Annotated in this window: 12 protein-coding genes; 2 read left to right on the forward strand and 10 right to left on the reverse strand. The window is 48.3% G+C overall.

Features of this window, described 5'->3' with window-relative positions:
• Nucleotides 1–205: 205 nt before the first annotated feature.
• From cas2 to traT, 10 genes are all read right to left on the reverse strand, one after another.
• Complete coding sequence (gene cas2 / locus P771_RS0114595; protein WP_028575713.1) at nucleotides 206–484, reverse strand: CRISPR-associated endonuclease Cas2; 279 nt, start codon at nucleotides 482–484, stop codon at nucleotides 206–208.
• Nucleotide 485: 1 nt separating this feature from the next.
• On the reverse strand, nucleotides 486–1,532 hold the full coding sequence (cas1, locus tag P771_RS0114600; protein ID WP_028575714.1) for a CRISPR-associated endonuclease Cas1: 1,047 nt from the start codon (nucleotides 1,530–1,532) through the stop codon (nucleotides 486–488).
• A 326-nt stretch (nucleotides 1,533–1,858) separates the two neighbouring features.
• Entirely contained in the window at nucleotides 1,859–2,545 is a 687-nt protein-coding gene (locus P771_RS0114605; protein WP_028575715.1) for a hypothetical protein, read from the reverse strand.
• Between the two features lie 35 nt (nucleotides 2,546–2,580).
• Nucleotides 2,581–3,432, reverse strand: coding sequence for a hypothetical protein (locus tag P771_RS0114610; protein ID WP_028575716.1), 852 nt, complete (start codon nucleotides 3,430–3,432; stop codon nucleotides 2,581–2,583).
• Nucleotides 3,433–3,448: 16 nt separating this feature from the next.
• Entirely contained in the window at nucleotides 3,449–5,446 is a 1,998-nt protein-coding gene (locus P771_RS0114615; protein WP_028575717.1) for a hypothetical protein, read from the reverse strand.
• The gene (locus P771_RS0114620) at nucleotides 5,439–5,903 is read right to left on the reverse strand and encodes a hypothetical protein (RefSeq protein WP_028575718.1); all 465 of its coding nucleotides are present in this window, start codon (nucleotides 5,901–5,903) and stop codon (nucleotides 5,439–5,441) included. Before P771_RS0114620 ends, P771_RS0114615 begins: the two co-directional genes overlap by 8 nt.
• A complete protein-coding gene (locus tag P771_RS0114625) occupies nucleotides 5,896–7,272 on the reverse strand; it encodes an RAMP superfamily CRISPR-associated protein (RefSeq protein ID WP_028575719.1) in 1,377 nt (458 codons plus the stop codon). Before P771_RS0114625 ends, P771_RS0114620 begins: the two co-directional genes overlap by 8 nt.
• The gene (locus P771_RS0114630; protein ID WP_028575720.1) at nucleotides 7,256–9,145 is read right to left on the reverse strand and encodes an RAMP superfamily CRISPR-associated protein; all 1,890 of its coding nucleotides are present in this window, start codon (nucleotides 9,143–9,145) and stop codon (nucleotides 7,256–7,258) included. The genes P771_RS0114625 and P771_RS0114630 overlap by 17 nt, the downstream gene beginning before the upstream one ends.
• Nucleotides 9,138–10,730: a hypothetical protein gene (locus P771_RS0114635; protein ID WP_028575721.1), complete on the reverse strand. Its 1,593-nt coding sequence runs from the start codon at nucleotides 10,728–10,730 to the stop codon at nucleotides 9,138–9,140. Before P771_RS0114635 ends, P771_RS0114630 begins: the two co-directional genes overlap by 8 nt.
• Before the next feature lie 156 nt (nucleotides 10,731–10,886).
• Nucleotides 10,887–11,603 (reverse strand): complement resistance protein TraT, encoded by a 717-nt coding sequence (traT, locus tag P771_RS0114645; protein WP_028575722.1) that lies wholly within the window; start codon nucleotides 11,601–11,603, stop codon nucleotides 10,887–10,889.
• 280 nt (nucleotides 11,604–11,883) lie between these two features.
• Between traT and P771_RS18925 the strand changes: the two genes are divergently transcribed.
• On the forward strand, nucleotides 11,884–12,060 hold the full coding sequence (locus P771_RS18925) for a hypothetical protein (protein WP_153304083.1): 177 nt from the start codon (nucleotides 11,884–11,886) through the stop codon (nucleotides 12,058–12,060).
• A gap of 251 nt (nucleotides 12,061–12,311) precedes the next feature.
• A complete protein-coding gene (locus P771_RS0114655) occupies nucleotides 12,312–13,766 on the forward strand; it encodes a catalase (protein ID WP_028575723.1) in 1,455 nt (484 codons plus the stop codon).
• The last annotated feature ends 343 nt before the right edge of the window (nucleotides 13,767–14,109 follow it).

The following is a 14,109-nucleotide window of genomic DNA, read 5'->3' on the forward strand; positions in this document are numbered from 1 at the left end:
GCAAGCCCTGATCAGGCTTTCCCGGCAGATCCTGACCCGGTAACACCCGGAAATGAAGTTTTGAAAAAGCACTACCCTGCAACACCTCATAATATCAGGTAAAATAATTCGTCAGACCTGCTTGTCTGCATCCCATCTTATTTCAATGTCTTGCGCATAAAACAGGTAAAATGATAAAACCTCTGTCCGATGATACAGGCACGGCTCAAACCACAAAAAAGTCTTTGATTCTCGGCTGTTCACCATTTCCGGAAGAATCAAACACACCCAGACACTCTTTACATAACTGGTAAAACCTGACTGTATCTTTCTCCTGATCAATAAGTTCTTCAAGTTTGTGCTTCAGCTTGATCAACTTGCTTTTGTTCATATTTGGACATTCATAAACCGATTTCTGGACCCGGTAGCCAAAGCCTTTTAACATTCTCCCGGCTTTGTACCTTGCCCTGTCATCGGATATGTCAAAGCAGACCAGGTAGAACATGTTATTTCTCCACAAACCACAAGCCAGGCTCAAAACTGCGTTCCCGCCCCTCAATCCAGCGGCAGAACTTCCAGATCCGCCGGCGCATCAGTCCCCGGTAATCGGTTTCTTCACTAGTGACTGGACAAATGGCCCTGGTGGCCATCCATTTTTCATATCGGTCAATCAATTTCCTGGTGGCATGCTTCTTCATTTCAACAGGCAGGGATCTATCCTCCTTCTGATACTTGCCTGGCTGATTTGCGCTGCGAATGGTAAAGTCGGATTTTTTGAGCTGGCGCCTGTTGATCAGGCCCAGGACCATACGATCGCCCAGAAAAGTCCGCCATTCCTCCACCAGGTCACAGGCCAGAGAAGGTCTGCCCCTTTCCAAAGCATGCAGAGAACCGAGATATGGATCAAGTCCGGCAGCTGTAATCATGGTCAGAGTTTCCATGATCAGCATAGTGTACACATAGGAGAGCATAGCATTGACCGGGTCAAGGGGAGGTCTTCTATTTCTGCCGTTGAATGAAAAACTTTTATTCCTGAGCAACCTGGGAAACATGGCAAAATACACTTTACTGGCCTGTCCTTCAACGGCCCGGACTTGCTCAATGCTCTTTCTCGACTCCAGAGCCTCTGCCAGTGAGCTGATCTTTGCCCCGGCAGCATGCAGTTCCTCATCCTGATAATTCCTGCCCCTGATGGACAAAAACGAGGATGCGTTTTCAAGCTTGGAGCGGACCAGGACCCTGGCCGCTCTGAGCGCAAAGTCAGGATTGCCCATTTTGTAGTACTGGGCCATGCGCCGGGCAACATGCTTGTGCTCATCAACCATGAACCTGGCCTTGAAATCCCAGTTTCGGCCTAAAATGATGGTTTCAATCCTGTTTCTGGCCAGAAGATCCATGACTGGAGAGCTCAGAGACACGCCCCCGACCAGGGTAAGCTGCTTCAGGCCGTTCAGTGGGATCTGGCATAAGACCTTGTCTTTTTTACGCAACTCAAGACTGTCTGAGACCTTGCGCAGATAAGTCCCATATTCAAGCACATAAGTTCTCTGCATCCTTCCTCCCTGATCAGGTAGATTGTTTGTCAGGCTGGATGCATCAGTTGCAAAGGGCGCGCCAGGACGTAATATATAATTTATTTGTTATCATTACAATATGTTGAGGATAGATGAGTGATGAGCACCTGTTGCTGCAGTCAGCCATTTTTCAACCAAAGTTGTAGTAGAAACAAACCATGGTTGACAGCTTGAGAGGACAGATTCTGCCTGAAAGTTGGAGACAGGGTTGTGCTTATGATGCTGGTCCGAAGATCTGATTTTTGGGGCTGGATGGTCTAATCCTGAATCCTGTTTTAATGGATTCAGGATCAAATCATTGTGGTTCAGTCGTCAAAAGGATTGTGCCAGTCATTACTCAGGCTTGATTCAAAACCACATGAATCTGAAAATGAATTGCTGAAACTATCAAAAGGATCATCATGGATAAAGTCATTGCTGAACATGTCATCAAAGCCGGCCTGGCTGGTCGAAAAAGAGCTGTGAAAGGACTCACCTGTTCCGTAAGGGTTGCCGTGAACATCAACACAGCCCATCATGGGCAGGCCTGTAGCCGGATTAACCCCTGCCTGCATGCAGTCATCATGATCAAGGGAATCAACCCTGGTGGAGTCAGCAAAAGAGTCAGTGAGCCTCATGTGGTCAAGGTCATGCCCAGGTATGATCCTAAAGCCCGGCGGCCATGCACCATGCACACTTCCAGCCAGGCTTCTTTGCTCAAACGAGTAACAGTTGTCATGAATACTGCTGTTCAGGCTTTCAAAATAATGACCGACTGAAGAACAAGAACCCTGGCCCTGTTCTGATTCCGGGCCATGCAACCAGATGACAGATGCTCCGAACAGCAGAAAAGAAATCACTGCCAGTTCAGGCAGAGCCATAACCAGAGAGGCCAGAAAAAAGCCTCCCAGAACAAACACTATGCCAGTGCGCATGCCTGGTCCGGTTCTACCAGATACAGGGTGTCTGGGACAGGCTTTTTGAGCATTGTGAGCAGCTTTGGAGCCAGGCATGTTATTCTCCTTTCCGGCTGGACCAGGCATAAAGTTTATGAATAGGGCTGCAGTCTATAAAAACCAAGTCCGAACGATCCGTTTTTACCCAGTCCTGTATGTTCTCCCAGGGCCAGAGCCAGGGCCTGACGTCTGGATAGACGGCCTGTGAACGTGAGTTTTCCTGTTACCCCGCCCAAAGTTTTGGGGATTCCCCGGCCATAAGGAATGTCTGTCCAGTTCAGCTCAGACCCGGATAATACAGGTCCGCTTTCAATTACCTGCAGCAATTCCTGCTCCAGGTCCAGGTATCTGACCTTGCCTGCCAGATGGCCCAGACAGAGATCATTAGTTGGATCATGAAAATAATCCGGATCGCAGTAGCGGTGTCCATCTTCTTTTGCTCCAGCAGGCCTTGGTGTTCTTAGGGGAGTAATAAGTTTCAGGTTCAAACCTTTCCAATGCTGAAGTTCAGCAATTCTAGGTTCCAGAACCTCCGGGGTTACAGGTCTGGCCAGCTCAGGCTGCCATAAAATATCGTGTTTGCTATGCTCAAGGATTACAGCCGAGCTAACCTGGCACTGAGCCTGGACCAGATGGATATTTATGCCTGGCCGGAGATATCCTGAACCGCCGAGAGAATTGAAATCCCAGAGCATCTCCAGGACCGGCCTGGCCAGCACTTCAGGTAATATTAGGCCCAGGTGAATGGTATTTGGACCAGGACCGGGACTGAACGGTACAGGCATGACCCCGGCATTGGCCTGGGAAAAGTCCGGCGGCAGATATCTTTTCAGCCCGCGCCGGATAACCGCGCTCCAGGCCGGGCCGGTAAATACTGGAAGAATGACCCGGCCATCAAGCCTGAAAGTAAGCTTAAGGTTGAAAAAGGGAATGAAAGTGGACATGATCAAAGCTGTCAGATCAAGGTCTGCAGTTTTTCCAGTAATGCGATCCTTCCTTCGGGAAACCAAAATGTTTTGCATCTGGAAGCTTATTGGTGTCCAACTGGTGAAGCTTGTTATGTTTTGTGCGCATATCATGCACTTCTTTTTTAAGGCCGGACAAAAGTTTTCCAGCTTCTTCAACAAGATTAGTGTGATCAACTTCAATCTTTTGCCAGGTATAATCGTCAGGCTTTCTTATCCAGACGGCCTTGATTCTGGAAGTAGCACTGCCCATGCCCAGAGCTTTTCCAAGACCAAGTTTGAAGCCATGTTTGGCAATGGAGTGCTCCAGAAGGATCATCAGGGCGGCGGCTTCCTTAACTGAACAGTTTTCCACTCCCAGCACCCCGGAAAAAATAAGACCAGGGTTGCAGACCTGAGCGTAATTGCGCAGTTTATTGCTGTAATCCAGTTTTTCCATCCTGTGATTTGATGCCCTGAAGGTATTTTCATCATATCCTGACAAATTGAAATGCTTATAAATCTTGGCTCCTTTAATTTTCCCGGATTCCTTGCTGAAATAGCCGTCTTTATCCCGCTTGTTGGGTTTGGGCGGCCCTAGTATGGGCAGGAGAGCCTGCGAAGCCACTTCATTGCCATGCTCTTCAATCCATTTATTGAGTTTGGCCTTGACCGGCTGATTGATATACATTGGTTTGTCTGAAAGGAATACCTTTTGATTACTAATCAGGGCTGCAGCTTTAAACCGGCCCTTCAGACCCACAGCACGATCTTTTCCAGACCTATCTGATTCGGTTTCGTCATTCATTCCAAACAGAGAGCATCTGGGACAAAGGGATTCTACATTTCTGCAGAGCTTCTGACTATCAGGGACAGCATCTTCATGAAAAAACAGGGCCTTGAACTGAAAGTTTTTACCCACATTGGTGATTCTGCCGCCAAAATCCTGATAATAAACAAAATCACCCGGCTTAAGAACGCCAAGGTCTTCATACCAGGGATCATGAGCAGGGAAATTGGTTTTTTCCGGCTTCATGCCGCCCATATAAACCATTTTCTTCATCTTTCTATAGGAAAAAAAGTTTTCCCTGGGTATGATCCCTTCGAGGGTTGCCCCTTTTTCATTAAAGAAACGGTGATGATGCTTTTTGCCCTCTCCAGGACCTTTTTGCAGATCCATACCGTAGCGATATGGTCCATGATATTGAACTTTACTAGTATGCACCGCATCCCTGGAAGCTGCCAGAGACTTGATGAGGGCAGGTCTATACGGACCTCTGTCCTCCAAAGAGGCGTAGCAGGTTCCATTCTTTTCCAGGGGAATGCCCGGATTGGGATAATCCATGTAAAATTCCTGCACAGGCTGCACAGAAATTTTTCTGGATCCATCTTCAGCTTCTTTAATTGCTGTTATTATTCCAGGCCTGGAATGATCCATATTAACCCTGTATCTTTTCCATCCTCCATTATATGGATAATTTCCTGACAACTTAAGCTTTTCAGGATGGCCTTCTTCTTTTGTTATAACCCGGTAGCACCCGCCCATGAGGTTGACAAAACCATTGGCAACAGCAGACTTGACCGTGAACGGGCTGATGGCGAACCTGCCGCCCAGCATAAGCCAGCGCTTGTTATAACCGCAATATTCATCTTTGTTGTCACTGGGCATGGATGAATACTCAGAATTGTCAGTGCAAGGGTTAAGTGCTGCCGGTGTTACAAGAGTCCATTCAACCTCAAAAGCAATATCACATCTGTCTTTGAATAATCTTGCGTGACTTGCAGGTTCAGCAGTCTTGTATCCAGGTCTGGGAATAAAGGAATAAGGCGTAGTCTTGTTGCTTTTATTAGGCCCGCCATGAGCCTTAAATGGTTTTTTCCCAGGCCCCTTACCAGATTTTTTTTTGCCTGATTTGTTGTTCTGGCTGGGAGTATTGATGACTTTACCCTTGCTGTCTTTAACCTTAGCCCCCATTGACCCCAGGGGTCCGAGATCTAAACCCTTCTTAGCCATGCTCAGTCCTCCTGCTCATGAATACATGCATCCTGATATCCGGCTGGATAACCTCGACGCAATCCATAGCGCCTGAAAATATGCCTGATTCTGTACCGTTGCGAACCATTGTTTCAACATCTCTGAAAAAACAGTTTGCCTTTTCCGGAGCAGGCTCAATCTCCAGTGTCCATCTCTGCTCCAGAACAGAACCATCCAGGCGTTCAATGCATACTTCCTCCAGGACGCTGTTTTTTTCTCTCCAGAAGTTCACTTCCATTATGTACCCATCTTTCTGACTGACATGACCGCAGCTGAGAACAGCATTATTTTTTAAAAAATCGCCCAGCCTTTCCTCCCGGGCTGAATAGGCAACAAATCCGTCATCCCAGCCGGCAGGATCAGGAAAAGAATAGTCCTGCACAGGTATTTCCCGGGAGATGAAATTAAAATATCCCTGCCTGTACTGATTACTCATGGCTTTGCTCCGGTTTTTCCTCAATAATTTCAAATATCTCAATCTGGCCAGTACATGTGGATGTTTTGCCCAGGCGATACCAGCCGGGTGGGGCTGAACCTTCAGGCTTCATTTCTTCACATAAAGCCTTTATGGCCTGGTAGGCTTCTCTTCCTTCTGCTTGATTCCGGCTCATATCCACAATTATGTCCAGTTCAAACTCCCCCTGCTTCAGATATGCTCCGGAAAAGAGATTCATGTTCTGCATGGAGTGTTCGCAGAGCTGAATCCTGTTGAGTATGGCAATATCAGGGTCAATAACTTCCGCGTCTGACACTGATACCAGACCCCTCCATTCAGTATTGCCGAACCACCGGCACCTTGTGCAGTCGCATCTTTTTGAGGACTCTTGATCATTATTTGAGGACTTTTGATCACCATAACAGATCTGTTCTCCCTGGCTGCGCAGCCTTCGCTCCAGTTCCCTGGACAGAACTGCCTGACGAAAGGCCTTACCCGGAATTATGTACCTGGATTCAGGTCTGCCGCTTATGACCTGTTTTTCCTGGTACACAAAGGTATCCGGCAGTTTGGAGTTTTTTGCCAGTCCATATTTTTCCAGATCAAACTCCAGAGGCGGAGCCTGAGTGGATACAGCCAGAAGCTGACCATCCGCTACCCTGGCTTTAACTCTAAGTCTGCTCCATTTGCCTTTGACCAGTCTGGACTTGCTGGACAGCTCTTCCCAGGCTTTATTCTCATCCCATTTTTCAACATCCTGACTCCACAGCAGGTCAAGATCATGTTCATTTGTGAGGTTCAATGTCCTGGTCATGAAATTCAGGGGAGCAAGACGGCCCAGGCCATAGGACCAGTTTCCGCCGATGGTTTCCAGGCCGGCATCTATTATTGCCAGAGCATCCGGCAGAGACCTTGCCCATTCTTCTGCCTTATTTTTGTCTTCACAGAAAATAACCGCATTCAGACAAGGTTCAATGCCTGGCGAAACCAGTTCTTCAGAATACAAAGCCTTTGCAGCCACTGTGCCGTATTTGCGGTCAATCCTGTTGCCGGGCCTGATGTCCAGTGCCTTTAGATCACAAAAGCCGGGACTGCACCATACCGGAGACACGCCAGTTTCGTTTGCTTCATCATCCGGATAAGAGCCGACCAGCCTGGCAAGTTCTTCTTGCCCGCTTTGCATAAGCGACCTGCGCATGAGAGAGGCCCAGACATAACCGTTGATATGCAGCATTTTATTGTCAGGTGTTTTCTCAATGCTGGAATCAGCCAGATCTCCTTCATAGCCGGACTTAAGGCTTAGAGGAGTCTGCAGCCTGAACTGAACTCTGATCTTCAGGGCGTAAAATGCGTTATTTATTACATTCATCCTGCATCCTTTTTTGTTTATCTTTCCACCAAAGAACCTGCATATGTTCTAAAATGGCCTGGATATGAGCTTTTTTCTCTTCAAAAGTTTTTTTGTCAGTAATGCTTTTGTAGATGATTTTCAGGTCGTTATCCTTGTCCTGAAACTTTTCACCGCGCTCATTAAGGATATTGTTGATCCTTTCATTATCCAGTTCCAGCAGGCTGCGCAGAAAGCCTGCCTGGGATCTGGACATGCTCTTGACAGTGAGTGTTTTTTCCAATCCAGAGAGAAAATATTTATTTTCGGATGGCTGCCTGCCATGGTCTCTGCCATTGTTGGGCGGAGGTTCAGGCTTGTTGTATTCAACTTGATTCCCAAAACCGGCCCAAGCCATGGTATGCCCTGACTCTTCTCTATTCAAAACCGATCCGGGCATTATGGATATCCTGTTGCGTCTTGCTCTTTTCAGGGTGGAATTATAACCGGCAACACTGGACAATTTTATTGAATTTGAATTCTGGCTCATAAAATTATCATTAAAGGCAATGGGCCTGGTTACCAGGAAAGGGCCTGGCTGTTCAGAAGCTGCATCTGTCTGTTTATCAGGAGTAATTTTTCCAGCTTCAAAGACACATCCCTTGATCAGGACAGGGATGTTTTTAATTATAAAATATGCTTTGCCCCCAAAATCAGACTCCGGCCTGGTTATGGAGACAGTGCAGCTGAACCTGGTTCCCCGGCTGATATATTCCTGCACAAAGAGCCCGTTTTCTGTTGTTGTAAACTTGTCATCCATGCTGTTTCTGGATCTGGCCATTATTCTGATTCTGTAGGCCGATGGTTTTTCTTCTCCGGTCACATACCATCCCCTGGCCATGGTCTTTTGCTTTCCATAATACAGCCCGCTGTCATCGTCAGGATCAGCTACCATGTCCTTATGGTCCTGCTTGTGGTTAAAAACATCCTTAACCTCCCAGCTGTCCACATCAACTTTCTGCCTGCGCAGGGTGGTCATGGGAGGGATAAAGCCCGCCTGAGGCGCTGATTTGGACTGCTCATCAAACCAGGCCGGACAAAGGGCGGAAAAACTGAGCATGCCCATGTCTTCCAGGGAAGGCCATGATCCGAAGAGCTGATAATACGCCTTAACAAACCAGGCCCTGAACTGTTCCGGGGTAATATAATCAAGACCCTCCACTGTCTGGGCTGAGCCCTGGCCAATGGGCTTGCTCCTTAAATGGGTCCTGGTCTGATAAACAACATTCAGCTTGTCAGGTATGTCCTGTTCAAATGAAGAAAAGGATATTTCTTCTGGATCACTCCATTCAATTCTGAGCCTGCCCATGCCATATCCTCTGGACCTGAAGGCCCCGAACCCGCTTAAAAGCTTGACTGCCCTGTCAAGCAGGTCTTTAGCTTTTTCCATTTCTTCCGGTTCCCGGAAAAGTCCCAGGAAAAGCTCAGATTCAAGGACCCTGCCTTCTAAAAAAGCCATCTCCCTGTTGACCAGCATATTTTTCTGAACAGTTCCTGTGTTTTCATCAATTTTGATCCTGGGCTTGACCTGGAAAATATCCGCAGGATGGACTGTCCTGTCCTGACTGGTCAACTCAAGGTCGCTCAGGTACAGCAGAGACGAAGCTGAATCATTTTCTCGTCCGAAAACCCTGGTAACCAGGTCCTTGTCAGTGCAGTGCCCAAGACTTTTCAACCACTCGGCAGCCATGCGCAGGTCACCTTTGACCTGGGTGTCCGGATAAACCGGCAGCCCGTTTTCATCCTTTAAATGAGGATAATACCCAAAAGGGCCTTTGGCTCCGCCTCCGGTGAACCAGTATCCCCTGGCCCGGACCTTAAGCTTCCCCTGAATATAAAATAGTTTGCTATTCATTTCTTTTACTCCCCGGCAGGCTCATAAGTTCCAGAAATGTGGCCAGTCTGGCCGGAATTAACTTGCCCGGCCCATTATCTGCTGATTTTTCCCTGAACTTTTCTTCCAGAAGCAGACAGGAGTAGTTCTTGTCATGTTCGGACGAGGCCCGCTTTATGATCTGTTTTTCAAGTGCATCGGGCTGACCAGAGTACGCAAAAAGCCAGGCTGCAAGCTGTTGAACCTGAGAGTTGCTCAATTTGTGCCTGGCGCACAATGCCTGGTAATCAGAAAGATCCAGCCCTGACCAGTCCGCAGGCCGCTCACTCCCAGGCTCAATAAACACCGGTTTTTCAAACTTGAGCAGCTCGGAGCTGACATCCGCCTCATCCCCGATAATTCTCCAATTGACACTGTTGGCCTTGCGCCCGGTTTTTTCTTTGGCTTCGTTCATCAGCAGCTCGCCCAGGGCGTGTAGCCTGGAAAAAGGGGAATGCACCGGAGTAACAACAAAAGAGGCTCCGAATCCGTAAGGTTCTGTTGGTTTGATCATTCTTTGAGGATCTCTCTTTCTGATATCAGACTTGCGAGCTTCAATCCAAGATATATTCAAAGGATGATCATCAGCCAAACCAGCCAATGCTTCATTGACCGCCTTTGAAAGGTTTGTTGCAAAGTCCAGGACATATTTTTCATCCATGACCAGGCAGAGATCATCGCCTCCAGCCACTATTATCCTGAATGGCAGGTATTTCTTCCCATTATCCCTGGAGACTGGAGAAAAGCCGGTGTTTATCAGTGCGTTAACCGTACTATCAATAAAAATCTGCTTAACCTCATCAAAGGTCTCTTTGATCTTATCTTCATCCTGAGCCAGCCAGACCGGAACCTTGTCATTCATGTTGTTGATGTCCGAGGCCCAGACTGCCATGCGCTTGCGGCCCTTATCTTCATTATCGCTCTTTTGAAAGAGATCTTCAAAATTGGCGGGAATCTCTGCAGGCAGGTGCTCTTGCTTTTTCTCAAAATACCTGGAGTATATTTTTTCCAGGGTGGTCATGTTCCCAGTCAGGCTGTTTTTGTCAATTCTAGAAGCTGACCCCATTTCATAACATAATGAACAGATTTCGGGCTTTTTTTCTCCTTGAGAAATGCCTTTTCCTGCAACAGCCGGATATTCTCCGCACTCATCACATCTTTGAAGATGAGGATTGAAAGTCAGTCCATATCCCCTGAAGCCGGCCTTCTGGCTCTGGATTTGCTCGCGCAGTCCAGGAGAATCGTTTTTACCCTTTTCCCAGGCCTGTTTCAAATTATCACCCTCTCCCAGGCAGGCCTGAAATTCAAGCATGGGAAGGGTGGTAGCAACCAGCTTTTTTGTCTCTTCAAGACATTGCTGGGCATCCTGCTGCGCCTCAAACTTGACCGTAAACTTTCCGCCTCCGGCAACAAGCACCTTACCCCGGTTTTTCCCGGCAATATCCGGCAGATCAATTTCATTCAACCTGGATAAGGTCAGACTGGTTCCAGCCATCCACCACAAACGGTGATGACGCAGAATGGTCTTTTGAATGGCTGAATACTGGAAGGACAGATAATAGGGCATGACTTCTCCAATATGGTCTGGATCATATTATGGATTCAAACTTGAAATATCCCAGGTTCTGGATGAAAAAATAATAAAATACTGAGTGAATAATAATATTTTTAAAATATATCAATAAAAACCAGGCTGTTTTTATGAACAGGCGTTCCTGCCTAATCAGAAAAACATCCCTCCTGCAGTGCTGATGATGCTTTTGACCAGATCTTTTCTGGCTTCTTCCCAGGTCAGTCCTCTTTTTCTGGCCTGCACATAAAAGGTTCCGCTATCACTCCTGGAATCAAGGGAAGTCCTTTCACCAACTTCGTCTGATTCAGGCCTGCTCTCAACCAAGTCGGCCTGAACAACCTGATAATCAACTCTGATGCTGATACTGTCCACACTGACCATGGAACTGGTCAGGTCAGTTGCCCCGCCGACAAGCGCACCGATCAGGCCACCTGCCAGGGCTTCCCCCACTTTGCCTCTTCTGGCTCCAGCCCAGAACCCGCCGGTGGCTCCGGCTATGGCACCCATGTCACCAGGACCGTGAATCTCCCTGGCTGTTTTACTGTCCTGGTCCGGATGCAGCATATACATGCAGATCATATCAGCCTGTTCAACGTCAGAAACAACATAGCCTTTTTTAATAAGCTGCTGTTCCATTCCCCTCCGGATTTCATCAGCGACTCCAAGGTCCTGATCATTGATTATGACATGTACGGATCTGCCTTGTTCCCCCTGGATCATGAGCGGATCTTCATTGACCACTTCCAGGGACATTTCCCTGTTTTCAATGGCTGTCCTGGCTGCATGCATGCCTCCACAACCTGATATGGCAAGGACAATAAATACTATAAGAATCAAGAGAATAATTATTTTGCTTGTTGTATGCATGCCTTCCTCCTGTGCGTGTTGTTGTGTTGCTGCTGAAGGCATAGGCAAGTGGTGTGCCAGCAATAATGCTTGCATTGCTCTGGATAATTAATCTCATAAAATCAGATAGATGTATGGAAGATGTAATGATAATCCTGTCACAGATGAACTATGAACACTAAAACTAGTTCCTGAAATATAAACCCAGGTTTATTTAATATTAAACTAATGTTCAGGAGTTACAGGAATGAGGCAAACTTGATCAAAGCACCACCTGTCCATAATAGATGCTTCAGTGGGTATGGCTGAATACCACCTTGGCGGCAGAACCTGTGATCCCCCGGTGCAGAGGATGGTGGCCGGACTGGACCCGGTAGCCGTGGACTCGTACGGTGCCGGACTCCTTGGTCTTTCCTGGAAGGACATTCCTCATATCCGTATGGCCCACAGCATACTTGGCCGGGCCTGTTCAGGCTAGATTAATCCAGGCCGCTGGTATACTGGACCTGCCTTCCGGGCCTGTATTTAAAAGCCCTTGCCTTTTTCTGATGAAATGACTTATAAATATAAGCAGTAGAAGAGGATCATTTATAACTTCATGAGCCAGCAGGCAAGTTCTCGGGGCAGGCAGGTTTTCTTCAGGGTAACTTGCAGGTCCTGGTGGCTTAGTTGCCCATTCTTTAAAGAGGCAATTGTCTGCAGGTCAAAAAAATGAAAGGAGCAATCAACATGAAAGACAACAAGCTGAAACCCACAACCAATGATGCCGGCATGCCAGTATCCAGTGATGAATTTTCTCTGACAGTGGGACCGGACGGCCCTATCCTGCTCCAGGACCATTACCTCCTTGAGCAGATGGCCAACTTCAACCGGGAGATGATTCCGGACCGCCAGCCTCATGCCAAGGGTTCAGGGGCATTTGGATCTTTTGAGGTCACTCAGGACGTGAGCGCCTACACCAAGGCGGTTCTTTTTCAGCCCGGGGCAAAGACCGATGTCTTGGCCCGGTTTTCCACGGTGGCTGGTGAGAGCGGCAGCCCAGATACCTGGCGTGATGTGCGCGGTTTTGCGCTGAAATTCTACACCAGTCAGGGCAACTATGACATGGTGGGGAACAATACTCCGGTGTTTTTTGTCCGCGACCCCATGAAATTCCAGCATTTTATTCATTCACAGAAGCGCCGTGCAGATAACGGACTCCGGGACAATGACATGCAATGGGACTTCTGGACCCTGTCTCCGGAGACTGCTCATCAGGTGACCATTCTCATGGGCGACCGGGGGGTTCCCAGAAGTTACCGGCATATGAACGGCTATACCAGCCACACTTACATGTGGGTCAATGCCAAGGGCGAGCGCTTCTGGGTCAAATACCATTTCAAGACCGACCAGGGCATTGAGTTTATTGGCCAGGAAGAGGCTGACCGGATTGCTGGTGAAGATGCCGACTACCACCGCAGGGATCTGTTTGAAGCCATCAAGCGTGGGGATTATCCCAGCTGGACTCTTAAGGTACAGATCATGCCTTTTGCCGAGGCTGAGAATTACCGCTTTAATCCTTTTGATCTGACCAAAGTCTGGCCCCAGGGTGATTATCCGCTGCATGAGGTTGGACGGCTGACCCTGAACCGTAATCCAGACGATTTTCATACTGAGGTTGAACAGGCAGCTTTTGAGCCCAACAGTTTTGTCCCCGGAATCGGTCCCAGCCCGGACAAGATGCTTCAGGCCCGCCTGTTTTCCTATGCCGATGCCCATCGGGCCCGTCTTGGAGTCAACTTTAAGCAGATCCCGGTGAACCGGCCCAAGTGCCCGGTGCACAGCTACAGCAAGGGCGGTGCCATGCGTGTCCAGAACGTCAGCGATCCGGTTTATGCCCCCAACTCCAAGGGTGGACCCAAGGCAGATTCAGAGCGGTATCCTGAGCAGGCCGTGTGGAGTGCCAGTGGAGACTTTGTCCGTGCGGCCTATGCCAAACGCAAGGACGATGACGACTGGGTACAGCCGGGAACCCTGGTCCGTAAAGTCATGGACGATGCTCAGCGTGACCGCCTGGTATCCAACGTGGTTGGGCATCTTAAAAACGGGGTGTCTGAACCGGTGCTGGAGCGGGCACTGGAATACTGGCGCAATATTGACCAGGAAATCGGGGACCGTATTGCCAGGGGCGTGCAAGAGGGCTGACCCCGGAATCCTGGTGATATCTTTTGATAAACTTGATGCCAGCTAAAGACCGTTTGCAGTGGACACCCAGGCTGTTGCCTGTTCACTGCAAACGGCTTTTTTTGATCCACCCCGGGTTATTCTGCCTGATATTTTTAGGAGCTGGGGGCTGAAAAATGCCTGTGCTATGAAAGGGTTATGCCCGGTCCAGTTTTAAGGAGGGCAGGGAGGGATTTTAACCATTAATCCGTACTGAGAAAAATGGGGCGGTCATGAAAGCTTTGCTATTGTTTATCCCCTTAGTCTCAGCTGGAATGCAGCGGCCAGGGTCAGTTCCAGAAGTGACTCTGGCATTGAAGGACTT

This window comes from Desulfonatronovibrio hydrogenovorans DSM 9292 (genome assembly GCF_000686525.1).
GTDB classification, from domain to species: Bacteria; Desulfobacterota; Desulfovibrionia; order Desulfovibrionales; family Desulfonatronovibrionaceae; genus Desulfonatronovibrio; species Desulfonatronovibrio hydrogenovorans.